The sequence below is a fragment of the Massilia sp. TWR1-2-2 genome, from assembly GCF_049897565.1.
Lineage (GTDB): Bacteria > Pseudomonadota > Gammaproteobacteria > Burkholderiales > Burkholderiaceae_D > JAFCUW01.
Genome location: NZ_JAFCWM010000009.1, coordinates 140169 through 166593 on the forward strand (window position 1 = coordinate 140169; position 26425 = coordinate 166593).

General features: G+C 63.2%; 25 protein-coding genes and 1 pseudogene. 10 read left to right on the forward strand and 16 right to left on the reverse strand.

Going from position 1 to position 26425, the window contains the following annotated elements; genetic code table 11:
* Window positions 1-8 precede the first annotated feature (8 nt).
* From ACP7DD_RS10935 to ACP7DD_RS10945, 3 genes are all read right to left on the reverse strand, one after another.
* Complete coding sequence (locus tag ACP7DD_RS10935; protein WP_426174887.1) at window positions 9-353, reverse strand: PspC domain-containing protein; 345 nt, start codon at window positions 351-353, stop codon at window positions 9-11.
* Window positions 354-426: 73 nt separating this feature from the next.
* Window positions 427-1707 (reverse strand): 2-oxoglutarate dehydrogenase complex dihydrolipoyllysine-residue succinyltransferase, encoded by a 1281-nt coding sequence (gene odhB, locus ACP7DD_RS10940; protein ID WP_426174836.1) that lies wholly within the window; start codon window positions 1705-1707, stop codon window positions 427-429.
* 59 nt (window positions 1708-1766) lie between these two features.
* Window positions 1767-4622 (reverse strand): 2-oxoglutarate dehydrogenase E1 component, encoded by a 2856-nt coding sequence (locus ACP7DD_RS10945; protein ID WP_426174837.1) that lies wholly within the window; start codon window positions 4620-4622, stop codon window positions 1767-1769.
* A gap of 237 nt (window positions 4623-4859) precedes the next feature.
* On the opposite strand from ACP7DD_RS10945, the gene ACP7DD_RS10950 reads away from it, so the two are divergent.
* Both ACP7DD_RS10950 and ACP7DD_RS10955 read left to right on the forward strand, forming a co-directional pair.
* Complete coding sequence (locus tag ACP7DD_RS10950) at window positions 4860-5039, forward strand: hypothetical protein (RefSeq protein ID WP_426174838.1); 180 nt, start codon at window positions 4860-4862, stop codon at window positions 5037-5039.
* A 96-nt stretch (window positions 5040-5135) separates the two neighbouring features.
* Entirely contained in the window at window positions 5136-5621 is a 486-nt protein-coding gene (locus tag ACP7DD_RS10955) for a DUF421 domain-containing protein (RefSeq protein WP_426174839.1), read from the forward strand.
* A 15-nt stretch (window positions 5622-5636) separates the two neighbouring features.
* Here ACP7DD_RS10955 and ACP7DD_RS10960 read toward each other — a convergent pair whose 3' ends face one another.
* From ACP7DD_RS10960 to ACP7DD_RS11010, 11 genes are all read right to left on the reverse strand, one after another.
* Window positions 5637-6596, reverse strand: coding sequence for a hypothetical protein (locus ACP7DD_RS10960; RefSeq protein WP_426174840.1), 960 nt, complete (start codon window positions 6594-6596; stop codon window positions 5637-5639).
* Between the two features lie 45 nt (window positions 6597-6641).
* Window positions 6642-7550, reverse strand: coding sequence for a tRNA glutamyl-Q(34) synthetase GluQRS (gluQRS, locus tag ACP7DD_RS10965; RefSeq protein ID WP_426174841.1), 909 nt, complete (start codon window positions 7548-7550; stop codon window positions 6642-6644).
* Window positions 7551-7566: 16 nt separating this feature from the next.
* Window positions 7567-8061 (reverse strand): nuclear transport factor 2 family protein, encoded by a 495-nt coding sequence (locus ACP7DD_RS10970; RefSeq protein WP_426174842.1) that lies wholly within the window; start codon window positions 8059-8061, stop codon window positions 7567-7569.
* An 11-nt stretch (window positions 8062-8072) separates the two neighbouring features.
* On the reverse strand, window positions 8073-9095 hold the full coding sequence (locus ACP7DD_RS10975) for a proline iminopeptidase-family hydrolase (RefSeq protein ID WP_426174843.1): 1023 nt from the start codon (window positions 9093-9095) through the stop codon (window positions 8073-8075).
* A 343-nt stretch (window positions 9096-9438) separates the two neighbouring features.
* Entirely contained in the window at window positions 9439-10740 is a 1302-nt protein-coding gene (locus ACP7DD_RS10980) for a citrate synthase (protein ID WP_426174844.1), read from the reverse strand.
* Between the two features lie 49 nt (window positions 10741-10789).
* The gene (locus tag ACP7DD_RS10985) at window positions 10790-11083 is read right to left on the reverse strand and encodes a succinate dehydrogenase assembly factor 2 (RefSeq protein ID WP_426174888.1); all 294 of its coding nucleotides are present in this window, start codon (window positions 11081-11083) and stop codon (window positions 10790-10792) included.
* 59 nt (window positions 11084-11142) lie between these two features.
* The gene (locus ACP7DD_RS10990; protein WP_426174845.1) at window positions 11143-11853 is read right to left on the reverse strand and encodes a succinate dehydrogenase iron-sulfur subunit; all 711 of its coding nucleotides are present in this window, start codon (window positions 11851-11853) and stop codon (window positions 11143-11145) included.
* A 67-nt stretch (window positions 11854-11920) separates the two neighbouring features.
* The gene (gene sdhA, locus ACP7DD_RS10995) at window positions 11921-13699 is read right to left on the reverse strand and encodes a succinate dehydrogenase flavoprotein subunit (protein ID WP_426174846.1); all 1779 of its coding nucleotides are present in this window, start codon (window positions 13697-13699) and stop codon (window positions 11921-11923) included.
* A 2-nt stretch (window positions 13700-13701) separates the two neighbouring features.
* On the reverse strand, window positions 13702-14070 hold the full coding sequence (gene sdhD / locus ACP7DD_RS11000) for a succinate dehydrogenase, hydrophobic membrane anchor protein (RefSeq protein WP_426174847.1): 369 nt from the start codon (window positions 14068-14070) through the stop codon (window positions 13702-13704).
* A 1-nt stretch (window position 14071) separates the two neighbouring features.
* Window positions 14072-14494 carry a succinate dehydrogenase, cytochrome b556 subunit gene (gene sdhC, locus ACP7DD_RS11005; RefSeq protein WP_426174848.1) on the reverse strand — a complete coding sequence of 141 codons (423 nt, stop codon included), beginning with the start codon at window positions 14492-14494 and terminating at the stop codon, window positions 14072-14074.
* A 235-nt stretch (window positions 14495-14729) separates the two neighbouring features.
* Window positions 14730-15527 carry a GntR family transcriptional regulator gene (locus ACP7DD_RS11010; protein WP_426174849.1) on the reverse strand — a complete coding sequence of 266 codons (798 nt, stop codon included), beginning with the start codon at window positions 15525-15527 and terminating at the stop codon, window positions 14730-14732.
* 245 nt (window positions 15528-15772) lie between these two features.
* Between ACP7DD_RS11010 and ACP7DD_RS11015 the strand changes: the two genes are divergently transcribed.
* The 6 genes and pseudogenes from ACP7DD_RS11015 to rsgA all read left to right on the forward strand — a co-directional run bounded on the left by ACP7DD_RS11015 (window position 15773) and on the right by rsgA (window position 22337).
* On the forward strand, window positions 15773-16762 hold the full coding sequence (locus ACP7DD_RS11015; RefSeq protein ID WP_426174850.1) for a malate dehydrogenase: 990 nt from the start codon (window positions 15773-15775) through the stop codon (window positions 16760-16762).
* Window positions 16763-16902: 140 nt separating this feature from the next.
* Entirely contained in the window at window positions 16903-17901 is a 999-nt protein-coding gene (locus ACP7DD_RS11020) for an HpcH/HpaI aldolase/citrate lyase family protein (RefSeq protein ID WP_426174851.1), read from the forward strand.
* A gap of 1 nt (window position 17902) precedes the next feature.
* The gene (locus ACP7DD_RS11025) at window positions 17903-18586 is read left to right on the forward strand and encodes a hypothetical protein (RefSeq protein WP_426174852.1); all 684 of its coding nucleotides are present in this window, start codon (window positions 17903-17905) and stop codon (window positions 18584-18586) included.
* A 40-nt stretch (window positions 18587-18626) separates the two neighbouring features.
* Complete coding sequence (acnA, locus tag ACP7DD_RS11030) at window positions 18627-21335, forward strand: aconitate hydratase AcnA (protein WP_426174853.1); 2709 nt, start codon at window positions 18627-18629, stop codon at window positions 21333-21335.
* Window positions 21336-21517: 182 nt separating this feature from the next.
* Window positions 21518-21643: an IS66 family insertion sequence element accessory protein TnpA gene (tnpA, locus tag ACP7DD_RS11035; protein WP_426174854.1), complete on the forward strand. Its 126-nt coding sequence runs from the start codon at window positions 21518-21520 to the stop codon at window positions 21641-21643.
* A 37-nt stretch (window positions 21644-21680) separates the two neighbouring features.
* Window positions 21681-22337 (forward strand): annotated as a pseudogene (gene rsgA, locus ACP7DD_RS11040) (ribosome small subunit-dependent GTPase A).
* Window positions 22338-22484: 147 nt separating this feature from the next.
* On the opposite strand, the gene ACP7DD_RS11045 reads toward rsgA, so the two are convergent.
* On the reverse strand, window positions 22485-23681 hold the full coding sequence (locus ACP7DD_RS11045; RefSeq protein WP_426174855.1) for an MFS transporter: 1197 nt from the start codon (window positions 23679-23681) through the stop codon (window positions 22485-22487).
* Between the two features lie 341 nt (window positions 23682-24022).
* Here ACP7DD_RS11045 and ACP7DD_RS11050 point away from each other — a divergent pair, with 341 nt between their 5' ends.
* A complete protein-coding gene (locus ACP7DD_RS11050) occupies window positions 24023-25288 on the forward strand; it encodes a DUF2863 family protein (protein WP_426174856.1) in 1266 nt (421 codons plus the stop codon).
* Window positions 25289-25496: 208 nt separating this feature from the next.
* On the opposite strand, the gene ACP7DD_RS11055 is transcribed toward ACP7DD_RS11050, so the two are convergent.
* The gene (locus ACP7DD_RS11055; protein WP_426174857.1) at window positions 25497-25964 is read right to left on the reverse strand and encodes a YbhB/YbcL family Raf kinase inhibitor-like protein; all 468 of its coding nucleotides are present in this window, start codon (window positions 25962-25964) and stop codon (window positions 25497-25499) included.
* A gap of 122 nt (window positions 25965-26086) precedes the next feature.
* On the opposite strand from ACP7DD_RS11055, the gene ACP7DD_RS11060 reads away from it, so the two are divergent.
* Window positions 26087-26425, forward strand: coding sequence for a hypothetical protein (locus ACP7DD_RS11060; protein ID WP_426174858.1), 339 nt, complete (start codon window positions 26087-26089; stop codon window positions 26423-26425).

Sequence of the window (26425 nt, forward strand, 5' to 3'; positions counted from 1 at the left end):
AATTCCTTTTATTCTTCGGGGACGAAAATCCACATCAGGAGATAGACCAGCAGGCCGAAACCGATAAAGACGGTGCACAGCACGAACATCAGGCGCCAGATCCACGACTCGATGCCGGACGCCTTGCCGATGCCGCCGCAGACGCCGCCCAGCCAGCGGTCGCTGCGCGAACGGCGCAGCGCACCGAGTTCGGCGACGAGGTCGTCGCCGCCGGTCGACGGCCGGTCCGACGTCTTGTCGAGATTGACGGCGCCGCCCAGGGCGTTGGCCTTGGCGCGCTCGAATTCGGCGTCGGTCAGCGCGCCGGCCAGGTGCAGTTCGTGCAAACGCTTGATTTCATCGGAGACATTCATCACGACTACCTCTCAAAAACGGACATTGGCACGCGCTGCAAGCAGCGCGCAGGTTCGGCTCAAGCATCAGCTGTTACAGGTCCAGCAGCAGGCGCGATGGATCTTCCAGCACTTCCTTCATGGCGACCAGGCCAAGGACAGCTTCGCGGCCGTCGATGATGCGGTGATCGTACGACATCGCCAGGTAGTTCATCGGACGGACCACCACCTGGCCGTTTTCGACGACCGCGCGGTCCTTGGTCGCATGCACGCCGAGGATGGCCGACTGCGGCGGGTTGATGATCGGGGTCGACAGCATCGAGCCGAAGATGCCGCCGTTCGAGATCGAGAAGGTGCCGCCGGTCAGGTCGTCGAGCGTGAGCTTGCCTTCCTTGGCCTTGGCGCCGAATTCGCCGATCTTCTTTTCGATCTCGGCGATCGACATCTGATCGGCGTTACGCAGGATCGGCACCACCAGGCCGCGCGGCGAGCCGACCGCGATGCCGATGTCGAAGTAGCCGTGGTAGACGATGTCGTTGCCGTCGACCGAGGCGTTGATGACCGGGTACTTCTTCAGCGCCGCGACGGCCGCCTTGACGAAGAACGACATGAAGCCGAGCTTGACGCCGTGCTCTTTCTCGAACTTGTCCTTGTACTTGTTGCGCAGGTCGATCACCGGCTGCATGTTCACTTCATTGAACGTGGTCAGGATCGCGTTGGTCGACTGCGACTGCAGCAAACGCTCGGCGATACGGGCACGCAGGCGGCTCATCGGCACGCGCTCTTCCGGGCGGTCGCCCAGGCTGGCCGCGGCGGGAGCTGCAACCTGCTGCAGCTGCGGTCTGGCGGCCACTGCTACAGAAGTCAGGGGCGCGCCAGGCGCATGCGCCTGGCCAGCAGGCTTGACGCCGCCGGCGATCGCGCCGAGCACGTCGCCCTTGGTCACGCGGCCATCTTTACCGGTGCCCGACACCTGGCTGGTGGTCATGGCGTTATCGGCCAGGATCTTGGCCGCGGCCGGCATGGCGATGTCGCCTTTCGACGGCGTCGGCGCGGTTTCGGCCGGAGCTTGCGCCACCGGTGCGTTCGGCGTCGAGACGCTGGAAATCGGAATCGGGCTGACCATCACGCCGGCTTCGGTGTCGATGATGGCGATGACTTCGCCGGCAACGACGGTGGTGCCGTCGCCCTTGATGATCTGGACGATCACGCCGGTGGCCGGCGCCGGCAGTTCAAGAACCACCTTGTCGGTTTCGATGTCGATCAGATTTTCGTCGCGCGTGACCGGCTCGCCGACTTTCTTGTGCCATGAAAGCATGGTCGCTTCTGCTACCGACTCCGACAGTTGTGGAACCTTGACTTCGATTTGTGCCATGAAAAACTCCGTATCTTGTTATATGTGCGGCGCCCCGCCTGGGACGGGGCGCGCCGTGCTTACTTGGTCAGGACGAAACCCTTGAGTTTCGAGAATGCCGTCTCCAGCAAATCCTTCTGCTGCGCGTAGTGCTTGTCGTAGTAACCGACCGCAGGCGAGGCCGACGCCGGGCGGCCCGCATACGCGAGGCGCTGACCCGATTCCAGGCTTTCGAAGATATTGTGCTGGATCTGGAACCACGGACCCTGGTTCTGCGGCTCGTCCTGCGCCCATACCAGCTCGGTCGCGTTCGAGAACTTCTTCAGTTCTGCGGCGAACGCCTTGTGCGGGAACGGATAGAGCTGCTCGACACGGATGATGGCGGTGTCGACCTGTCCACGCGTCTTGCGGGCGTTGACCAGGTCGTAGTAGACCTTGCCGGAGCAGGCGATCACGCGCTTGACCTTCTTGGCGTCGATCTTGTCATCGACTTCGCCGATGACGGTCTGGAACGCGCCCTTGGCCAGGTCCGACAGCGGCGAGCCGGCGTCCTTGTTACGCAGCAGCGACTTCGGCGTCATGATAACGAGCGGTTTCCGGAACTGGCGCACCATCTGGCGGCGCAGCAGGTGGAAGATCTGCGACGCCGACGTCGGCTGCACCACTTGCATGTTGTTGTCGGCGCACAGCTGCAGGAAGCGCTCGGGACGCGCGGACGAGTGCTCCGGGCCCTGGCCTTCGTAACCGTGCGGCAGCATCATCACCAGGCCGGAGGCGCGGCCCCATTTGACTTCGCCGGAGCTGATGAACTGGTCGATGACGACCTGGGCGCCGTTGGCAAAATCGCCGAACTGCGCTTCCCAGATGGTCAAGGTGTTCGGTTCGGCGGTCGAGTAGCCGTATTCGAACGCGAGCACCGCTTCTTCCGACAGCACCGAGTCGATCACGGTGAACGGCGCCTGCGTTTCCGACACGTTCGCCAGCGGCACGTAGGTGCCGGCATCCCAGCGCTCGCGGTTCTGGTCGTGCAGTACCGCGTGGCGGTGCACGAAGGTGCCGCGCCCGGCATCCTGCCCGGTCAGGCGGATCGCGTAGCCGGACGAGACCAGCGACGCGTAGGCGAGGTGCTCGCCCATGCCCCAGTCGAGGTTCATCTCGCCGCGGCCCATGGTGGCGCGGTCGCCCAGCACTTTCTCGACCAGCGAGTGGACCTTGAATTCTTCCGGCACGGTGGTGATGCGCTGGGCCAGGCGTTTGAGTTCGGTCATCGGCACGGCGGTGTCGGCGCTGTCGGTCCACTTCTTGTTGAGGAACGGCAGCCAGTCGACGGCGTACTTGTTCTTGAAGTTCGAGATGACCGGGTCGACCGTGTGCTTGCCGGCGTCCATCGCATCGCGGAAGGCGGCGACCATCTTGTCGCCGGTGTCGGCGGCGATGGTGCCCTGCGCTGCCAGCTTGTCGGCGTACAGCTTGCGGGTGCCGGGATGCTGGGCGATCTTCTTGTACATCAGCGGCTGCGTCAGCGCCGGGGTGTCCTGCTCGTTGTGGCCGAGCTTGCGGTAGCTGACGATGTCGAGGACGATGTCCTTCTTGAACTGCACGCGGTAGTCCATCGCGATCTGGGTCGCCAGTACGACCGCTTCCGGGTCGTCGCTGTTGATGTGCAGGACCGGCGCTTCGATCATCTTGACGACGTCGGAGCAGTACAGGGTCGAGCGGGCATCGCGCGGGTCCGAAGTGGTGAAGCCGATCTGGTTGTTGATGACGATGTGGACGGTGCCGCCGGTGCCGTAACCGCGCGTTTGCGCCAGGTTCAGCGTCTCCATTACCACGCCCTGGCCGGCGAATGCGGCGTCGCCGTGCACCAGGATCGGCAGCACTTGCGAGCCGATCTTGTCGCCGCGGCGGTCCATGCGCGCCTTGACCGAGCCTTCGACGACCGGGTTGACGATCTCGAGGTGGGAAGGATTAAAAGCGAGCGACAGGTGGACCGGGCCGCCGGCGGTCGAGATATCGCTCGAGAAGCCCTGGTGGTACTTGACGTCGCCCGACGGCAGGTCGTCGCCGTGCTTGCCTTCGAATTCTTCGAACAGGTCCTGCGGCGACTTGCCGAGGGTGTTGACCAGCACGTTCAGGCGGCCGCGGTGGGCCATGCCGATGACGATTTCCTGCACGCCGTTTTCGCCGGCGCGCTGGATCGTCTCGTCGATCGAGGCGATGAACGTCTCCGAGCCTTCCAGCGAGAAGCGCTTCTGGCCGACGTACTTGGTGTGCAGGTAGCGCTCGAGGCCTTCGGCCGCGGTCAGGCGATCGAGGATGTGCAGCTTTTTCTCGGCGCTGAAGTTAGGGGTCGAGCGGATCGATTCGAGCTTTTCCTGCAACCAGCGCTTTTCGGCCGGGTCGCTGATGTACATGAACTCGGCGCCGATGGCGCGGCAGTAGGTGTCGCGCAGGAAGTTGAGCAGGTCGCGCAGCGACGCCGTCTCCTGGCCGAAGTAGGTATTGCTGATGTTGAAAACGATGTCCATGTCGGCATCGGTGAAGCCGTAAAAGCCCGGCTGCAGTTCCGGTATTTCCGGGCGCTCCTGGCGCTGCAGCGGATCCAGGTTCGCCCATTGCGAACCGAGGTAGCGGTAAGCGGCGATCAGCTGGGTGACGGCGACGCGCTTGCGTCCCATTTCGGCGTCGGCGGAAGCGGCGACGACGCGGATCGGGCCGGCCTTGGCGCGCTCGGCGAACGAAGCGATCACGGAGGAGTGGACCACATCCGGCTTGTTCGAACCGTCGACCGCAGGCACGTTCTGCATGGCGTCGAAGTAGGAGCGCCAGTTTTCCGGCACCGAGCCAGGATTGTCGAGGTAGTTCTCGTATAGATCTTCCACGTACGGCGCGTTGCCGCCGAACAGATACGAGTTGGCTAGCTGTTTCTGCATCATCTTGCTCACCTTTCATTCGCGCTTCGCGAAATTGGCGGGTTAATCTAACCTTCCGCGACACGGCCTGACCGGTTAGCGGATTGCACATCAAGTTGTGGGGAAGGACATTTACTACTGCGGAATTCTTGGGAAAGCCCTTCAGAATAGCACGCCATATTGTAACGCAACATCACTTTCTCCGATGAGACACCGGCGAGCTACGCCGTAAAAATTGGTCGCGGTGCCACGTTGTTGTCATTGCGCTCACCTTTTTTACGGCAGCGCCAGTTCACATTTGCGCAGACCAGCCTGATCAAGGACCTGATCCACAAGGCGTTTTCCGGTTCCGGCAAGGACCTGGTGCTCGCTGCGCTGCGCGGGCACGTCACCCAGCAGGAACGTGAACAGATCCAGGCGATCCTCGATCGCGACAAGTAGACGGTCCGGGCGTATCGCGCGACGTTAGCGCGCACTGTTGAAAACCGCCTGCGTGAAAAATCTTTACAATATGTCAAACATTCTACGGAGGCGCGTATGTTCGACATGGACCTGCCCTGGTGGGAATTTATCGTGCGCGGAGCGGTCGTCTATATCGTGCTGCTGGCGATGGTGCGCGTGTCGGGCCGGCGCACAGTTGGCCAGTTCACGCCGTTCGACCTGCTCGTGGTCATGCTGCTGAGCGAAGCGGTATCGAATTCGCTGTCGGGCGGCGACGATTCGCTGGCGGGCGGCCTGATCATCGCGGCCACCCTCATCGTGCTGAACATGGTGGTGGCGCTGGCGTCGTCGCGCAGCCGCAAGATCTCCGACTTAGTCGACGGCACCGCGGTGCTGCTTGGCCGCGACGGCAAGTTTTTCGACAAGGTGGTGAAGGAACTGCGGCTCGGCCCATCCGACCTGGAAGAAGCGCTGCGTGAGGCGGACTGCTCGCTGGAGGAGATGCAGTGCGCGTTTCTCGAGGCCGACGGCGCGATCACCATCATGAAGAATCCGAAGGTCAAGAAGACGGAGTCGGCTTAGCGCCATGCGCGCAGCTTAAAACACCTTGCCGATGCCGAGCAGCAGCACGTCGGAATCGCGATGGTATGAGGTGACCACGCGGCTCCAGCTCAGCTGCGCGCGCCAGTCGGGACTGAGCCGGTAGCGCGCGCCGATCGACACGATCGGCACCAGCTTGGTGTTCGAATCTTCCGTCGGTTCGTAGCGGTCGATGCGGTCGCGCATCAGGTAGCCGCCAACGCCCAGCTCGATCACGGTGCGGTCGGTGAACGGCCGCAGCAGCCACAGCTGTGCGGTGAGGCCCTTGCGCTCAGCGAGGCCGATGCGTCCCTCGTTGAGGTAAGACGTGCTCCACTCCATGTTCTGGGTGACGGTGCCGCGGTACTCGATTCCCATCGCGCGGGCGCGTTCCGATTCAAAACTGTTGACGATGGCTTGCCCGAACTGGAGCATCAGCAGGCCGTCGCCCGGCTCCTGATTGAGGTCGCGCACATGGTCGGGGACGTCGCGCAGTTCGTAGCCCATGCCGAAGAGCAGACTGTTCGAATCGCCCCGGCCTTGCGCGGCGACATGGTTAAAACGCATTTCAAGATAGGTGCGCTGCGCCAGGTGCCACTTCATGTTGACGCTCGTCATGCTGCCCGAGCCATGCACGTTGCGGTAGTCGCTGGCCTGGCCGAGACCGGTGGTGGTATCGAAGAAATAGTACGGGCCAAAGCCGACGCCAAACGAGACGCCCCGTTCGGGGATCGGCGTGTGCAGCCAGAACTGCGCCGTCAAGCCGTCGCGGTGATGCTTGCTCGGATGGCCTTCGTTGAAGTACTCGGCGCCGACCGACGTGTAGGGACTGAAGCGTTGCGAAAAGCCGAGCTGGGCGGCGAACGAACGTCTATCCACCATCGTGTTGTCGAGACTGCCGGCCAGCAGCGAGACATCCTGCGCCGACGCGACGCCGCATGCGAGCAACAGTGGCACGACGACATAGTTGGTATTCATGCAGCTCCTTTTTTCTTTGCAGCATCATGCCCGTTCCCAAGCATTTTAGTCGCACAACTCGTCTGCGCGACCTTGCAGCAGCACCGCCCATGCCGGCACGGCGGCGCGCCAGAACGCGGCCAGCGATTCGGCGCGCTCGAGCGGCAGGCCGAGCCCGCGCGCGGCGGCAAGCAGCACCGCGACCGCTTCGGCCTCGTTGCGCGGCGCCACTGCGACAGCGCCCGTCTGTTTCGACAGCTTCTCGCCGCCTTCGTTGCGCAGCACCGGCGCATGCAGGTAGCGCGGCGTCGGCACGCCGAGCAGGCGTTGCAGGTAGATCTGGCGCGGCGTGGAGTCAAGCAGATCGGCGCCGCGCACAATATCGGTAACGCCCTGCTGCGCGTCGTCGACCACCACGGCGAGCTGGTATGCCCAGAAGCCGTCGGCGCGCTTGAGGACGAAGTCGCCGGCGTCCTGCGTCAGGTGGTGCGCGATGGGGCCGGCAAAGCGGTCGGTAAATTCAATCAGGTCGGCGCCCGCGTCGGGCACCCGCAAGCGCAGGCTGCGCATGCTCTTGCCGGCGCCAAGTCCGGCGCGGCAGGTGCCCGGATAGATGGCCGAGCCGTCCGGCGCGGTACCGAGGCGCGAGTCGGCAATTTCGCGGCGATTGCAGCCGCACGGATAGGCGTGTGCGCCGAGCTGGTCGACGGCTGCCTGGTACAGCGCGCCGCGGCGACTTTGCCAGACCACGTCGCCGTCCCATTGCATGCCGAGCTGGTGCAGCAGTCCCAGCATGTCGTCCGCGGCGCCGGCCACGCTGCGGCCTTCATCGACGTCTTCGACGCGCACCAGCCAGCGGCCGTGATGGGCGCGCGCGTCGAGATAGCTGGCGAGCGCGGCCACCATCGAGCCGGCGTGCAGCGGACCTGTGGGCGATGGCGCGAATCGGCCGGTGTAGGCAGGTCGGGTGGGCAAGTCGAAACTCCTGATGCTATTTCGCCGCCGGTGGCTTCGCCTCGAATTCCTTGATGAGCTTGGTGACTTCGCCGGCGACGTCGTTGGGAACCGCAATCGAGAGCTGATAGTGCTCGATTTCGAAGCCGGTGGCCGTGCGGTGGATCACGCCGCTGGCCTGGCAGATGCCCATCTGCGTGTCGAGCAATTCGTCGAACCAGATGATGTGCTTGTCGGCCGACGCATACACGTTACGCTTGATGGCCTTGAACGTCCACGCCGATTTGCGTTCGAAGAAACGCTTGGCCCACACCTTGAATTCATCGCGGTGCCACAGCTCGGTCTTGTCGGTGCCGATGTAGACGCCGTCCTTGGCAATCTTGTCGAAGAAGGCCAGGCGCGCGTTGGCGGCGTCGTCGTGCCACTCGTCGACGAAAGCGTTGACCTGCTTCTTGAGCGCCGCATCGGCCGGCTGCGCCAGGCCGGCGACGCTTGCGAGCAACAGGCAGCACGCCAGGATCAGTCGTTTCATTGCAGTTCCTTTTAGAGGCGGCCGGCGTCGACGTCGCGCAGGAAGCGGATGACGCCGTCGAAATATTTCTGCTGATCGTCGTACATCGACATGTGGCTGCCGTCAGGAAGATACAGGTAGCGCCCGCGCTTGACCTTGGCGGCGATCATCTTCATGTGGGCCGGATCCATCGTGTCGTGACGGGCGCCGATCGACAGCAGCGGCACTTTGATGTTCGGCAGGTCCGCCACGCGGTCCCAGTCAAGCAGCGCGCCGCTGGCGCCCAGTTCGCTCGGACCCTGCATCGGAATATACACTTTCGGGTTCATATGCCTGGTTGAGCGCAGCACCGGCTCGGGCCACTTGTCCGGCGCCATGCGCAGCACGTGGTGGGCGTAGTGATGCGGCATCAGCAACTCCATGTAGCGCGGGTCTTCGTACTTGCCTTGCGCCTCGAGCTGCTTGACCTCGGCCAGCACCTTCTGGTCCATCGCCGGCATCAGCACCTTCTCGGCGTACACGTTATAGGCCGGGATGCTGGCCATCATGTTGGACACGATGACGCCCTTCAGGTTCTGCGGATACTTCAGCGCGTACTCGATGGCCAGGATGCCGCCCCATGAGTGGCCCAGCACGAAGAAATTCTTGCGGTCGAGGCCGAGCGCCTGGCGGACCTGCTCGACTTCATCGACGTAGCGCGGCAGGTTCACCAGCGACGGGTCGTCCGGCTGGTCGCTGTAGAACGAACCGAGCTGGTCGTAATAGTAGTACTCGATGCTGGCGCCGGGGAAGAAGCTGTCGAACGCTTCGAAATATTCGTGCGTCATGCCTGGGCCGCCGTGCAGCAGCAACACCTTGATGGTCGGGTTGTTGCCGACCCGCTTGGTCCAGACGTTGAAGGTTCCCTTCGGCGTGGAAATCGGAATCATCCTGACGCCGCCGCTCAGCACATCGGTGCGTCCGTGGGTGGAGAAATACGACGCTGGCGGCGCGGCAGCGGCGACAGTGCAAACGCTCAGCAGCAGTGCGGCGAGCAATGAAACCAATGTCTTCATACAATCCTCGATTCGACAGAAAAGTGTTGTGGAATCAAAAGATTGTACACCTACAACGTTGGGAAATTCTCATCCGGGCGGCGGGGGTCTGACCGCTGCAGTCGCAGCCCGCATCCGCTCGAACGGCCGGTGCGCTTGGCGAGTGCGTCAAGCCGAGCTTCTATCCCAGCGGGAAGACGGAATGCAAACATCGTGATGACCGTCCTATCATGGAGCGTTCGCCCCATCTGCTTCATACGCATAGCGAGCTTCATCACCGCGCACTTTGCGCACCTTACCGCGGTAAATCATATCCATTAAAAAAGCGAGCCGAAGCTCGCTTTTCTTGATGCGGCAAACGCGATCAGCGCTTGTCGATCGGCTGCACGTCGCGCTTCGGCGAACCGATGAACAGCTGGCGCGGACGGCCGATCTTCTGCTCCGGATCGGCGATCATCTCGTTCCACTGGGCGATCCAGCCAACCGTGCGGGCCATCGCGAAGATACCGGTAAACAGCGATACTGGAATGCCCAGCGCCGACTGCACGATGCCCGAGTAGAAGTCGACGTTCGGGTACAGCTTGCGCGACACGAAGTAGTCGTCTTCCAGCGCGATTTTTTCCAGCGCCATGGCCAGCTTGAACAACGGGTCGTCGTGCAGGCCGAGCTCGTCGAGCACCTCGTGGCAGGTTTCGCGCATCAGCTTGGCGCGCGGGTCGAAGTTCTTGTAGACGCGGTGACCGAAGCCCATCAGCTTGACGCCGGAATTCTTGTCTTTCACCTTGTCGATGAAGGCCGGGATGTTCTCGACGCTGCCGATTTCCTTCAGCATCGTCAAGGCCGCTTCGTTGGCGCCGCCGTGCGCCGGGCCCCACAGGCAGGCGATGCCGGCTGCGATGCAAGCGAACGGGTTGGCGCCCGACGAGCCGGCCAGGCGAACCGTCGACGTCGACGCGTTCTGCTCGTGGTCGGCATGCAGGATCAGGATGCGGTCGAGCGCGCGCACCAGCACGTCGTTGACGACATACTCTTCGCACGGATTGGCAAACATCATGCGCATGAAGTTGGCGCTGTACGACAGGTCGTTGCGCGGGTAGATGAACGGCTGGCCGAGCGAATACTTGTACGCCATCGCGACCAGCGTCGGCATCTTGGCGATCAGACGGATGGCCGACACTTCGCGGTGATGCGGGTCGTTGATGTCGAGCGAGTCGTGATAGAACGACGCCAGCGCACCGACGGTGCCGACCAGTACCGACATCGGGTGCGCGTCGCGGCGGAAACCGCGGAAGAAAAACTGCATCTGCTCGTGCACCATCGTGTGCTTGGTGACGGTCTCGTCGAACGTCTTGCTCTGCTCGGCGTTCGGCAGTTCGCCGTTCAGCAACAGGTAGCAGGTGTCGAGGAAGTCGCAGTTCTCCGCCAGCTGCTCGATCGGGTAGCCACGGTATTGCAGCTCGCCCTTGTCGCCGTCGATGTAGGTGATCGCCGAATTACAGGCGGCCGTCGACATGAAGCCTGGGTCGTACGTGAACTTGCCGGTCTGGCCGTACAGCTTGCGGATGTCGATGACGTCCGGGCCTACCGTGCCTTTGTAGATCGGCATGTCGATCGCGGCGCTGCCATCGGAGAACGACAGTGTGGCTTTGGTATCGGAGATATTCATGGCACTTCCTTCATGGATGCGGGTCTACAATTAAATTACGAATCTGGTCCTACGCTTGCCGCAGCCGCGCCACCAGGGCGCGCACGTGCGGCACATCAAGCTCGCCTTCAGGCTCGGCGCGCGACAGGATCAGATCCATCAGCGGGTGGTCCGCCAGATCGAGCAAGCGCGTCAGTGCATCGACATCATCATCGCTCAGCGTCTCCTCGTGCGCGTCGAGAAAGCGCGTCAGGATCAGGTCGTTTTCGAGCAGTCCCCGGCGGGCGCGCCAGCGCAGGCGGGCGCGGTTGGCCGGGTCGGATTGATGCGTAGTCACACTAGAGTCCGTCGTTTGGGTCAACATCATACTCCGCCGGCCCTGATTCGGCAGTACGGTAGTATTACTATATTCATATTGCCGTATTACACGGCGCGGCGGACCATCAGTTCCTTGATCTTGCCGATCGCCTTGTTAGGATTTAATCCTTTAGGGCAGACGTCGACGCAGTTCATGATCGAGTGGCAGCGGAACAGGCGGTACGGATCTTCCAGATTGTCCAGGCGCGCGCCGGTGTCTTCGTCGCGGCTGTCGGCGATGAAGCGGTAGGCTTGCAGCAGGCCGGCCGGGCCGACGAACTTGTCCGGATTCCACCAGAACGACGGGCACGACGTCGAGCAGCAAGCGCACAGGATGCACTCGTACAGGCCGTCTAACTCTTCGCGCTGTTCAGGCGTTTGCAGGCGCTCTTTTTCCGGCGGGATCGATGCGTTGACCAGGTACGGCTTGATCGAATCGTACTGCTTGAAAAACTGCGTCATGTCGACGATCAGGTCGCGGATCACCGGCAAGCCTGGCAGCGGACGCAGCACGATCGGCTGGGTCAGTTCGTTCAGGTTGGTGGTGCAGGCCAGGCCGTTCTTGCCGTTGATGTTCATCGCGTCGGAACCGCAGACGCCTTCGCGGCACGAGCGGCGCAGCGACAGCGAGTCGTCGACGTCGGACTTGATGCGCTGCAGCGCGTCGAGCAGCATCTTGTCGTTGTCCTGCAGTTCGACGGTGACGTCCTGCATGTACGGCTTGGCGTCCGTGTCCGGATCGTAGCGGTAGATTTTCAGTTTTACTGTGCGTGTCATGTTCTGTTCCTAACTAGTTGGGGTCAGGGCAGCCCACCTCCGGTGAGCAGCACTTATCCGCAATCTTTTAAAAGGTACGAGCTTTTGGCTTGAATGTGTCGACCGTCAGCGGCTTGGTGATCACCGGCTTGTACTCGAGGCGGTTGCCTTGCGAGAACCACAGCGTGTGCTTCATCCACACTTCGTCGTCGCGTGCAGGGAAGTCGCTGTGGGCGTGGGCGCCGCGCGATTCCTTGCGCGCCACGGCCGAGGAGATGGTCGCCTTGGCCGTTTCGATCAGGTTGTCGAGTTCGAGCGCTTCGACGCGGGCGGTGTTGAATACCTTCGACTTGTCCTTGAACGAAACGTTCTTGACGCGCGCGTCGAGCTTCATGATGGCATCGAAGCCTTGCTTGAGCAGCTCGTCGGTACGGAATACGCCGCAGTATTTCTGCATGGCGGCGCGAATGTCGTTGGCGACATCTTGCACACGCTCGCCGCCGGTCGAATTTTCCAACGCATTGAGGCGGTTCATCGCGTACTCGGCGGCGCCGGCCGGCAGCGGCTTGTTGTCCTTCTGCTTCAGGTTCGAGGCGACGACATGGTTGCCGGCCGCGCGGCCGAACACCAGCAGGTCGAGCAGCGAGTTGGTGCCGAGGCGGTTGGCGCCGTGCACCGATACGCAGGCGCACTCGCCGATCGCGTACAGGCCATTGACCACTGCCACCGGGTTGCCGTCCTTTGGTGCGACGACCTGGCCGTGGATGTTGGTCGGGATGCCGCCCATCTGGTAGTGAATCGTCGGCACGACCGGAATCGGTTCCTTGGTGGCGTCGACGTTGGCGAACTTGTGACCGATTTCGAGGATCGACGGCAAACGCTTGGCGATCGTCTCGGCGCCGATGTGGCGCAGGTCGAGCAGCACGTGGTCCTTGTTCGGACCGCAGCCGCGGCCTTCCTTGATTTCCTGGTCCATCGAACGCGACACGAAGTCGCGCGGCGCCAGGTCTTTCAGCGTCGGCGCGTAACGCTCCATGAAGCGCTCGCCGTTGCTGTTGATCAGGATGCCGCCTTCGCCGCGCACGCCTTCAGTGATCAGCACGCCGGCGCCGGAGACGCCGGTCGGGTGGAACTGCCAGAATTCCATGTCCTGCAGCGGCAGGCCGGCGCGCGCGGCCATGCCCATGCCGTCGCCGGTGTTGATGAAGGCGTTGGTCGAGGCGGCGAAAATGCGTCCCGCGCCGCCGGTGGCCATGATCGTCGTTTTCGCTTCGAGGATCATGCACTCGCCCGTTTCCATCTCGAGCGCGACAACGCCGATGATGTCGCCGTCGGCGTCGCGGATCAGGTCCAGCGCCATCCATTCGACGAAGAACTGGGTGCGCGCGCGCACGTTGCGCTGATACAGCGTGTGCAGCATCGCGTGGCCGGTACGGTCGGCCGCGGCGCAGGCGCGCTGGACCGGCTTTTCGCCGAAGTTGGCGGTGTGGCCGCCAAACGGACGCTGGTAAATGGTGCCGTCGGGATTGCGGTCAAACGGCATGCCGAAGTGCTCGAGCTCGTAGACGACCTTCGGCGCTTCGCGGCACATGAATTCGATCGCATCCTGGTCGCCCAGGTAGTCGCCGCCCTTGACGGTGTCGAACATGTGCCAGTACCAGTCGTCCTCGCTCATGTTGCCGAGCGAGGCGCCGATGCCGCCCTGCGCCGCCACGGTGTGCGAGCGGGTCGGGAACACTTTCGACAGCACCGCCACGTTCAGGCCGGCTTCGGCCAGCTGCAGCGAAGCGCGCATGCCGGAACCGCCGGCGCCGATGATGACCGCGTCGAAGCGGCGGGTAGGAATTGCAGTTTTAGTAGCTGCCACGGTTACACACTCCAGAGTATTTGTACGGTCCAGGCGGCGCAGACGACCAGCCACACGATGCAGATGATTTGCAGGGTCAGGCGCAGGCCGACCGATTTGACATAGTCCATCCAGATGTCGCGCATGCCGACCCAGGCGTGGTAGAACAGCGCCGCGAAGGTCACCAGACTAAACAGCTTGAACCACTGGGCGGCGAACAGGCCGGCCCAGCCTTCATAGGTGAAATTGTTGCCGCTCAGGAAAGCGAACAGCAAGGTGAAGGTGTAGGTCGCCATGACGATGGCGGTGACGCGCTGGGCCAGCCAGTCGCGCAGGCCGTAGTGGGCGCCGACGACGAGGCGCTTTGGGCCGATGTTGTTATTGTGAGCCATCTCAGAATACTCCGAACAATTTGAGGGCGGTGACGACAGTGAGGAACAGGCTGATCGCGAGGACGGCGACGGCGCTCTGGCGCGACGACTCTTTGTCGAGCGCGAAGTGAACGTCCATGAACAGGTGGCGCACGCCGGCGGCGAAGTGGTGGAAGTAGGCCCAGCACAGCGCCAGGATGATCAGCTTGACCAGCGGATGGGAGGCGATGCCGGCGAAGTACTTGAAGGTGTCTTCCGACAGCAGGCTCTGCTGGAACATGTAGAGGATCAGCGGCAGCGATGCGAAGATCAGGAAACCGCTGATGCGGTGCAGGATCGAGACGATCGACGCCATCGTCATGCGGTAATTCGACAACTCGGTAACGTGGATGTTACGAAATTGCGGCCGCTGTTTTTTTGGGACCTCTCTCACGGCTTCGGACATGACTACACCTCCCTTAAACTGACTGAACAAAATTAGAAAACGCAATTTTCGCCGATTTCATGCACCGCACCAATATCTAAATCGCGATATCGGTTCTTTTTCTCAAAACCAACCTATTTTAATACCAACAGCGCATTCCTGCAGGCGCGTGACCCGCTCCCTTTCGCCCCTCCCATCCGCATCTGTCAGACCGGCGCGACGGGCCGGAAGTGCCCTCCTTCGCGCCGCGGCAGCGCTACGACAGGTCGTTCTGGTAGTGGTGGTACGCCGTCAGGTACAGCCCGCGGCGCAGTTCGACCGCCTTGTCGCCGTAGGTAAACGAGACGCGCTCGGCGCACAGCAGCGGCGTGCCCTCGGCCACGCCGAGCAGCTCGGCGGCGCCGGCGTCGGCGCCGACGGCGCGGATCCTTTCCGACGCGCGGATCATGCGGGTGCCGAATTCCGACTCGAACAGGCCGTACATCGGTCCCTTGTACTGGTCGAGCCGCTCGGCGGTCAGGCCCTTGAAGATCGCCCCGGGCAGCCACAGCTCCTCGAGGATGGTGGGGGCGCCGTCGAACGACATCAGGCGCTTGATGAAGATGACGGCATCGCCCGACTTCAGGCTCAGCAGCTGCGCCACTTCGGCCGGCGCGCTCTGGCGCCGCACGTCGAGGATGCGGTTGTCGGGATGGTGCGGCACGCCGGCGTCGGGCATCAGGCGCAGGAAGCGGAAGTGGGCGCGTTCTTCATGGTGGGTCGAGACGAAGGTGCCCTTGCCCTGGCGCCGCATGACGAGGTTTTCCGCCGCCAGCTCGTCGATGGCCTTGCGCACCGTGCCCTGGCTGACCTTGAAACGGGCGGCCAGTTCGACTTCGCTGGGAATGAGTTCGCCCGGCTTCCACTCGCCAGACTGCAAGCTTTGCGTGATCAGCGCCTTGATCTGCTGGTACAGGGGGCTGAAGGTGGGCAGTGCAGCGGCGCCGGCAGTCGAACCGCCGGTCCCGTTGGGCGCGCTGCCATCGCCTGGCGGATGGGACGGAAGTGGGTTCATAGACCAAGATTTCAACACAATTGCCCGGCGCCGTCCAGTAGATTAGATGTCTTATATAAGACATATGATATAAATTGACAGATGGGCCAGCGCAGCCTACAGTAGCGGTCGATCCGACACGCGCGGACCTTGCACGGCCCTCCTCTGCAGCGGCCGAAAGGCGTTCGGTTTTGGTATGATTGCAGTTTGCCCGAACAAGCGTATCCTCGGCATCGACCGATTTCTTTCCCACTTTGGAGATTCTCATGGCTAAAACCCCAATGCGTGTTGCCGTTACCGGCGCCGCCGGCCAGATCGGCTACTCGCTGCTGTTTCGCATCGCCAACGGCGACATGCTCGGCAAAGACCAGCCGGTCATCCTGCAACTGCTGGAAATCCCTGACGAGAAAGCCCAGAAAGCGCTCAAGGGCGTGATGATGGAAGTGGACGACTGCGCCTTCCCGCTGCTGGCCGGCATGACCGCCCACGCTGACCCGATGACCGCGTTCAAGGACGCCGACTTCGCGCTGCTGGTCGGCGCCCGTCCGCGCGGCCCAGGCATGGAACGCAAGGACCTGCTGGAAGCGAACGCCCAGATCTTCACGGTGCAGGGCAAGGCGCTCGACGCCGTCGCTTCGCGCAACGTCAAGGTACTGGTGGTGGGCAATCCGGCCAACACCAACGCCTACATCGCCATGAAATCGGCGCCGTCGCTGGCGGCCAAGAACTTCACCGCCATGCTGCGCCTGGACCACAACCGCGCGCTGTCGCAGATCGCCGCCAAGACCGGCAAGCCGGTCGCGTCGATCGAGAAGCTGTGCGTGTGGGGCAACCACTCGCCGACGATGTACGCCGACTACCGTTTCGCCACCATCGACGGCCAGTCGGTCAAAGAGACGATCAACGACGACGCCTGGAACCGCGACACGTTCCTGCCGACCGTGGGCAAGCGCGGCGGCGCCATCATCGAAGCGCGCGGCCTGTCGTCGGCAGCATCGGCGGCCAACGCGGCGATCGACCACATGCACGACTGGCACCTCGGCACCGGCGGCAAGTGGACCACGATGGGCATCGCGTCGGACGGCTCGTACGGCATTCCGAAAGAGACCATGTTCGGCTTCCCGGTCACGGTTGAAAATGGCGAGTACACCATCGTCCAGGGCCTGTCCATCGACGAGTTCTCGCAAGAGCGCATCAACCTGACGCTCAAGGAACTGACCGAAGAGCGCGACGGCGTTGCCCATTTGCTGGCCTAAGCGAACCCCGCGGCAGATTCGTGGCGCCTGACAGCCCACCAGTTCGCCGCACGCGCCGTGCCGCCCCGAGCGGCACGGGCGCTGCTGTATCTGAAGCTGTAACGCAAGCACTGCCGCACGCGGCATCTAAAAGAACATCCATGCACCCTTCCGCAGTCCTATTCCACGGCAAACGCCAGCCATTGCTGCTGCCGGCCTGTGACCACTACGCCGGCTCCGAAAAGCTGATGCGCAAGTCGCTGGCGCTGCAGCAGGAACTCGGCGCCCTGTTCGACATCACCTTCGACTGCGAGGACGGCGCCGCCGCCGGCGCGGAGAACGAGCATGCGCAGCTGGTGGCCACGCTGGTCAACGACGAAGCGAACCGCTTTGGCCGCATCGGCGTGCGCGTGCACGACAGCGCCAGCGCGCATTTTGCCGGCGACGTCGCCACCATCGTCGGCGCCTGCGCCGGCAAGCTCGCCTACATCGCGCTGCCGAAAGCGCAGAACCTGGCCGACGTCGTGCGCATGATCGAATTTGTCAACCGCTACGCCGTGCCGGCGGGGCGCGCCGCGCTGCCCATCCACGTGCTGATCGAAACCCACGGCGCCTTGCGCGATTGCTGGGACATCGCCGCGCTGGCGCAGGTCGAGTGCCTGTCGTTTGGCATCATGGATTTTGTGTCGGCCCATTACGGCGCCATTCCCGGCAACGCGATGCGCACGCCAGGCCAGTTCGCACACCCGCTGGTCGTGCGCGCAAAGCTGGAGATCGTTGCGGCATGTCACGCGCACGGCAAGGTACCGTCGCATAATGTGACGACCGAAATCAAGGACACCGCGCTGGTCGCCAACGATGCCCAGCGCGCTGGCGCAGAATTCGGTTTCACGCGCATGTGGAGCATTCATCCGAACCAGATCAAGCCGATCATCAAGGCTTTCACACCGCGCGTGTCGGAAGTGAACGAAGCGACCAACATCCTTACCGAAGCCATCAACGCAAACTGGGGCCCTATTGCCCAGCATGGCCGGCTGCACGACCGCGCCAGCTATCGCTACTACTGGACGGTTTTGCAACGCGCCAGACTGGCCGGCCTGGCCTTGCCGGATGCCGCGGCGGCGATGGTCAACCAAGACTCCCAACCGGAACCTATCTAACATGACCACACTATTGTCCAAATCCCTGGCCGCCTGCGGTTTCGCGCTGGCCGCTGCAAGCCTGCTGACCATGCCGGCGGCATTTGCCGCCGACGACAAGAAGCCGGCCAAAGCCGTCAAGGCGAAAGCGAAGGCCGAACCGAAACAGCGCGCGCACCCGAAAGCGGACGACGCGGCTATCCCCGACGGTCCGGACGCCGACATTACCGATACCGTCACGTCCGACTACAACTGCGAACTTGGCAACAAGCTGACCATCTTCGCCAACGACAAGGACGACTCGCACATCGCGCTGCGCTGGAAGAAGCGGATCCATCGCCTCGACCGCATCGGCACCACCACCGGCGCGCAGCGCTTCGAGAACAAGACGTTCGGCCTGATCTGGATCGGCATCCCGGCCAAGGGCATGCTGCTCGACTCGAAGCTGAACCGCCAACTGGCCAACGAATGCAAGAACGCCGACCAGGAACGCGCCGCGTCGGCGCCGAAGATCGAGAAGCAGGCCGACATGCCGTCGACCCAGGTCAAGGTCAAGGTCGAGCCGATCGTGCCGGCCCAGGCGCTGCCGGCGATGACGCCGGCGGTGACGCCAGCAACTGCCCCGGCGGCGACACCGGTGGTGACCCCGGCAATGTCGCCGGCGCCGGCTGCCGATCCGGCGGCGCCGAAAGCAGCACCGATTTAACCGAACAATCAAATAGCAAAACACTACTGAAGGAGAGGCCATGACCCGCAACACTCTGAACACACTCAAGGATTTCAAACTGTCGGCCGGCAAAAAAGGCCAGCTGTACTCGCTGCCCGCCCTGGAGAAGAGCCTGGGCGTGAACATTTCGCGCCTGCCAGTATCGATCCGCATCGTCCTCGAGTCGGTGCTGCGTAACTGCGACGGCAAGAAAGTCACCGAGGAACACGTTCGCCAACTGGCGAACTGGGCCCCGAACGGCGAGCGCACCGATGAAATCCCGTTCGTGGTGGCGCGGGTCGTACTGCAGGACTTCACCGGCGTGCCGCTGCTGGCCGACCTGGCGGCGATGCGCAACGTCGCCGCCAAGATGGGCCTCGATCCGAAAAACATCGAGCCGCTGGTGCCGGTCGACCTCGTGGTCGACCACTCGGTGACGATCGATCACTTCCGCGAAAAGGGCGCGCTCGACCTGAACATGAAGCTCGAATTCTCGCGCAACAACGAGCGTTACCAGTTCATGAAATGGGGCATGCAGGCGTTCGACACCTTCGGCGTGGTGCCGCCGGGCTTCGGCATCGTCCACCAGGTCAACCTGGAATACCTGGCGCGCGGCGTGCACAACGCCGGCGGCGTGTTCTACCCTGATACGCTGGTCGGCACCGACTCGCACACCACCATGATCAACGGCATCGGCGTGGTCGGCTGGGGCGTCGGCGGCATCGAAGCCGAAGCCGGCATGCTCGGCCAGCCGGTCTACTTCCTCACCCCGGACGTGGTCGGCGTACACCTGATCGGCGCGCTGCGCGAAGGCTGCACCGCGACCGACCTGGTGCTGACCATCACCGAACTGCTGCGCAAGGAAAAAGTCGTCGGCAAGTTCGTCGAGTTCTTCGGCGACGGCACCGAGTCGCTGTCGCTGACCGACCGCGCAACCATCGCCAACATGGCGCCGGAATACGGCGCGACGATGGGCTTTTTCCCGGTCGACGACGCCACCGTCGAATACTTCGAAGGCACCGGCCGCACCAAGGACGAAATCACCGCGTTCCAGAACTACTACAAGGCGCAGGGCATGTACGGCGTGCCGCAAGCGGGCGACATCGACTACACCCGCGTCGTCACGCTCGACCTGGCAACCGTCACGCCGTCGCTGGCCGGCCCGAAGCGTCCGCAGGACCGTATTGAACTTGGCAACGTCAAGGCGAACTTCGCCGAGCTGTTCTCCAAGCCGACCACCGAAAACGGTTTCAACAAGGCTGCCTCCGACCTGACCAAAGTGTACCAGACCAGCAATGGCGTGCACGTCAAGAACGGCGACGTGCTGATCGCCGCGATCACGTCGTGCACCAACACGTCGAACCCGAGCGTGATGCTGGCCGCGGGCCTGCTGGCCAAGAAGGCCGTTGAAGCGGGCCTGACGGTGGCGCCGCACATCAAGACGTCGCTGGCGCCCGGCTCGCGCGTGGTCACCGAGTACCTGACCGCCGCCGGCCTGCTGCCATACATGGAACAGCTCGGCTTCGGCGTCACCGCCTACGGCTGCACCACCTGCATCGGCAACGCCGGCGACCTGACGCCGGAGATGAACACGACGATCATCGATAACGACATCGTCGTCTCGGCCGTGCTGTCGGGCAACCGCAACTTCGAAGCGCGGATCCACCCGAACATCCGTTCGAACTTCCTCGCCTCGCCGCCGCTCGTGGTCGCCTACGCGATCGCCGGCAACATGACGCGCGACCTGATGACCGAACCTGTCGGCCAGAACAAGGAAGGCCGCGACGTTTACCTCGGCGACATCTGGCCAACCTCGAAAGAAGTGTCGGCGCTGATGAAGCACGCGATGAATTCGGCCGTCTTCAAGGCCAACTACGCCGACGTCAAGGGCGCGCCAGGCAAGCTGTGGGAAAAAGTGACGACCACCGAAGGCCAGGTCTACGACTGGCCGGCATCGACCTACATCGCCGAGCCGCCGTTCTTCGGCGACTTCGAGATGATTCCGAAAGCGGCCGCTACCGGCATCTCCGGCGCGCGCGCGCTCGGCGTGTTCGGCGATTCGATCACCACCGACCACATCTCCCCGGCTGGCTCGATCCAGGAAAACGGCCCGGCCGGCAAATGGCTCAAGGCGCACGGCGTGATGAAGGAAGACTTCAACTCCTACGGTTCGCGCCGCGGCAACCATGAAATCATGATGCGCGGTACCTTCGCCAACGTGCGCATCAAGAACCGCATGATCCCGGCCAAGGCCGACGGTTCCGCGGTCGAAGGCGGCATCACGGTGCACCAGCCGTCGGGCGAGCAGATGTCGATCTACGACGCGGCCATGAAGTACGTGGCCGACGGCGTGCCGACGATGGTGTTCGGCGGCGAAGAGTACGGCACCGGCTCGTCGCGCGACTGGGCGGCCAAGGGCACCCAGCTGCTGGGCGTGAAGGCGGTCATCACCCGTTCGTTCGAGCGCATCCACCGCTCCAACCTGGTCGGCATGGGCGTGCTGCCGCTGCAGTTCATCGGCGACGACAGCGTGCAGTCGCTCGGCATCGTCGGCAACGAGACGTTCGACCTGATGGGCCTGGAAGGCGAGATCAAGCCGCAACAGCTGGCAACGCTGGTGATTCACCGCGCCAACGGCGAGACCCAGCAAGTGATCGTCCTGCTGCGCATCGACACCCCGATCGAAGTCGACTACTACAAGCATGGCGGCATTCTGCCGTTCGTGCTGCGCCAGCTGCTGGCTGCGTAAATACGATGCGATAGCAAACGTCATTGCGACGTCTCAGCGAGCGCCCAAGACGCCGGATTCGTATATTCCCCTGAGCGGCGATACATGGTTGGCGTTTTTTGACATGTTTTCACCCTACACCCCTCGCGCAGGGGTGTTTTTTTGTCTCGCCTAATTGGAGTCCGCCGATATTGAGGAGACAGATGGTGAAGCAGACGGACCGTGAGGCATTTTGGGACGAGCGCGTGGCGCAGTGGCAGGCGCGCGGGCTATCGCAGCGCGCGTACGCAATCGAACAAGGCGTCCCGGTACGGCAGGTCGGTTACTAAATACGGCTTCGATTGTACGCAACAACCAAAAAACCCTGTGTTGACGGCGTCCGCGCACGCCGCCGGCGTGGCACCGGTGGTGGTGCTGACCAAGGCCGATATCGTCATCGACGCGCCGGCGCGGCTGGAACAGATGCAGCGCCGCTTCTCCGCGCAAGTGCCGGTGTTTGCGGTCGATGCGCTGGCCTGCGAACCTGCGGCCGTGCTGGCGCCCTGGATGGGGGGCGCGCAAACCTTGATTTTGCTGGGCTCGCCGGGCGCCGGCAAGTCGACGCTGACCAACACCCTCACGGGCGGGTAGCAGGCCACCGGCCGGGTGCGCGCGGATGACAGCCGCGGGCGCCATACCACCACGTCGCGCTCCCTGCATTTTTGCGCGGGCGGCGCCTGCATCATCGATACCCCGGGCTTGCGGGCGCTGCGCCTGGACGCCGATGAAGAGCAGCTTGAAGCCGCCTTCGAGGACATCGATACGCTTGCGCGCCAGTGCCAGTTCCGCGATTGCAGGCACGAAGCTGAGCCCGCATGCGCGGTGCGCGGCGCGGTCGATGAGGACCGCCTGCGCAATTACCACAAGCTGCTGCGCGAAGTGCGGCGCAGCCAGCAAACCCCGCTCGAGCGCATTGCCGACCGGGCCAGGTGGAAGGTGCTGGTCAAGGCAGTGGCGGCCAAGGACCGCCGCAAGCGGGTGTAGGCGGACGGCTAGGGCGTAACGCGCGCATCGGTTTCGACGCGTTCGATGTAGCAGTCCACGCCGCTGTTGACTGGCTGCGCAATATGAAGGTGCGTCGATAATGATTTGGCATGGCTGGCAGAGGCCGGGGCATTTAGCAAGTTGGCTTCATCGGGGAGCGTCATTCTGGTACTTTGTCAGTCCGATGAGCGCTACCAGGCAAAAGACGGCACCGGCATAGAATGTGGACGAAGCCCCGAGTCGATCCCAGAGCAGCCCCGCCAGGACGCTCGCGACGAGCATGGCGATGCCACTCATCAGGTTGAACACCCCATACGCCGTGCCGCGCAGATCGGCTGGCGCGGTATCCGCAACCATCGTCGCCATCAACCCCTGCGTGATCCCCATGTGCACGCCCCATAGCGCGACCCCGGCCAACACGACAGCCCAGTGGTCGCTAATGGCCAAAACCAGGTCGGCGGCGATCAAGACGATGAGGCCAAGTGCGAGCAGCTTGGAATGGCTCATGCGGTCGGAGAGTTTCCCGAATGGATATGCCGACACGGCGTAAACCAGATTCATCGCAACCATCACCAGCGGCACCAGTGCGATGGGGATGCCACCTTGTTGAGCGCGCAGGACAAGAAACGCCTCGCTGAACCTGGCCAACGTAAAGACCGCGCCGATTCCGACGACCCACCAGTACGGAGCGTTGAGGCGTATCAGGTTTTCTCGGCGAATCGGATTGGTGCGTTTGCCCATCTGGTGCTGCTGCGGCTCGCGCACGCCGAACAAAAGCAGGGCAACGGCGAGCACACCAGGGATCACAGCGACCCAGAATACCATCCTGAAATCGTTGGCCCACAGAAGCATCAGGCCGACCGCGAGCAGCGGGCCGATGAATGCGCCTACAGTATCGAGGGACTGACGCAGGCCAAAGGCCGCGCCGCGCAAGGTCGGCGGCGCAAGGTCGGCGACCAGTGCATCACGTGGTGCCCCCCGGACGCCTTTACCAACCCGGTCCAGCAATCTGGCCGTCAGCACAATGCCGGTCGTATTCGCCACCGCAAAGAGGGGCTTGGTCAGGGCACCCAATGCGTAGCCGAACAACGCCAGTCCCTTGCGTTTGCCGAGATAGTCGCTCAGCGTCCCCGAGAATACTTTGACGATCAGCGCGGTGGATTCGGCCAGACCTTCGACTATGCCAACCGTGAGGGCGCTCGCGCCGAGCGCGCCAACCATGAACATCGGCAGCAGGCTATGCACCATTTCCGACGAAATGTCCATCAGCATGCTGACGAAGCCGAGCATCCATATCCCGAGAGGAATCTGTTTAAGTGTGCTGCCGATTTGCCTTGTTGTCATCGCATTGCGCCTCCGTTCCCAACTGAATAAGACCCAGCCTTGCACATAGAGTACTGGTGCTTTGCATACTCGGGCAAGAAAATAATCTGATGGATACGGCTCGGCGACAAAGCCGCTTGCGGCGGCACGGTGATTGAAGCATCCGCCGGCGTCCAGTCACGGTCGCGGCTACAGCGACCAGGGCGCACGAATTGCCTGCAACAAGAACCGGTGTTTTTTGGCCCCTGCTTGCGCCGTGTTCATGGTGTACGGCCGAATCAACTACAATACGGGTGATGAGGGCGGGTTTTCGTTCCCGGCGCCCGCCAGCTCATGCCACTTATAAAGATCCTATCAGCGCTATGCGTCGTCCACCCAAAGACCCCTCCCACAAACTGTCCATTGACAGCCAACGGCTCGTCAGTCTGTCCATGGCCATCGCGCAAGCTGCCAGCCGCGTCGAAGAGCGGTCCTGGGAGCATCAGCTCGATACGCAGCTGCAGAAACTGCTCAAGACCGGTCACCAGGATACCGTCGACACCGTGCTCAACGCTCTCTTCAAGGACGACCTGAACGGCTATGACGTACTGATGGAAGCGGTCGAGGCAGTCAGCGAATCGTCCGTCATGGTCGAGATGCACAACGGCGTCGAGACCAGCTGGCAGGCACTGCTGGTAGCTGCGCCGATCCTGGCCTGGACCCGTTTTTCGATCGGCTCCGGCCCGATTCCGGCCGAGCTGGCAACGACCTTGTCGGCCCACTTCTCGGCCCATTTGCTGGCCGAAGGCACGCGCATGGCGATGGCGCCGACGCTGTTTGCGATCGACCAGCTGCCGCGCACCCACGCCGAAACGTACGCCGTCACGCACAAGCTGGCGCAGGCCGCCTTCAAGGGCAGCGCCATCAAGCCGGCCGCGCGTCCGCCCGAAACGGCGCCATTCCTGGCCGACACGCGCTACCTGCTGATCGCCGTCGTCGCGCCGCTGGGCGCGCCGCTGTTTCGCTGGCAGGAGCCGCAGCACCAGCTTAATTTTGCCGTCGAGCGTTCCAACGCGCTGGAGCAATGGCGCGAGCAGGCGATGCCGAACATCGCGCGCCTGCTGCCGGGCTGCGGCATCGAGTTGCTGTTGCCGGAGGCTTACTACGTCGCCTGCCGCGAAGCCGACAAGCTGATCCGGCCGGTGTCGATCCGCGCCGCCGTCCATTACCTGACCAACACGCTGGCGGTGGAACCATCCGACCTGCGCGCGGTGGTGGCCGGTTTCGGCGAGGAAGCGGCCGACGGCCAGATCGACGAGTACCGCGTCGCCTTCACCTTGCGCCAGACGGCCGACGTCATCTACGGCATCGTCTGGCCGCTGTACGGCCAGGAGGACGAGGACGGCACGCCGGTGGAAGGCCTGATCGGCGCGGGCATCGCCGGCATCGAAGAGCAGAAGGCGCCGCTGGACGAAATCCTGGCGCACCTGAACGAGGCCGGCATCACCCACATCAAGAAGCACAGCGAGCACTTCGTCGCCGAGTACTGCGACGACTGCGGCGCACCGCTGTTCGCCGACCCGGCGGGCGAGCTGGTGCATGCCGAGATGCCGGAAGACACGCCGACCGGCGGCGAGCACTTCCACTAGAACGAAGCCCGGGAAACCGGGCTTTTTTTCGTCTGCAATACGAGAACGCCATTGCTCCCGCCGTCAGCTGAGCCGTCATTGCTGCCACTGGCAGAAATGACTGCTCGCGAACGCAGGATCCCATTTGCTCGCATCGCCACCAGCGCAAGCGCCACCACCTTGGCGCGAAATGGGGTCACCGCGTTCGCGAGGACAACGGCGATACCAGTCAGCCGCGGTGGTAGGTGCCCATCAGCTCGGCCTGCGCCAGCACGTGGCCGGCCATCGCGTCCTCCAGCTGCTGCTTGGTTGCCGGCTTCAAATCCGGCAACATCGCATCGAGCGCGTACAGCTTGAAGAAGTAACGGTGCCGGCCGATCGGCGGACAAGGCCCGCCGTAGCCCGTGCGCTTCGAGTCGTTCGTGCCTTCCCGCGCGCCGGCCGGCAACTGCCGCGCCCCCTGCTCCAGTCCAGCAGCGTCGGGCGCAATGTTGTACAGCACCCAGTGAACCCAGGTGCGCTGCGGCGCGGCCGGATTGGGCGCGTCGGGGTCGTCGACGATCAGCGCCAGACTCTTGCTGCCGGCCGGCACGCCGGACCAGGCAAGCGGCGGCGACAGGTCGTTGCCATCGCAGCTATAGATCGGCGGGATCGGCCCGCCGGCGTCAAATTCGGTCGAGGTAATTGCAAGTGTCATGGCATCCTCCCTTGTTGATTGACGGCGCGCACGCCGATGCCCGCCAGCCATTAATATAATTGTATCGATTCGGTAAACAAGCTGTGGTACCGTTGGTATCACTTTTTCGATCGCGAAACAAAGTGAGCCAACCGCCCGACGACGAATGCACGGTGCTCGCGACCGGCCCGAACGCGCCGGGAGCGCCGCGCAATGGCGCCGACAACGCGTTACCGAACGGCACCCGGCTGGGCGAATTCGAGATCACTGGCCTGCTCGGCAAGGGCGGCTTCGGCATCGTCTATCTCGCCTATGACAGTTCGCTTGACCGCCACGTCGCCCTCAAAGAATACATGCCCTCGGCGTTCGCCGCGCGCACGCAGCAGGCGCACGTGCGCGTCAACGCCGAACACGACGAGACCTTCCAGGCCGGCCTGCGCAGCTTCGTCAACGAAGCGCCCATTTCGACGATCCGTCGCTGA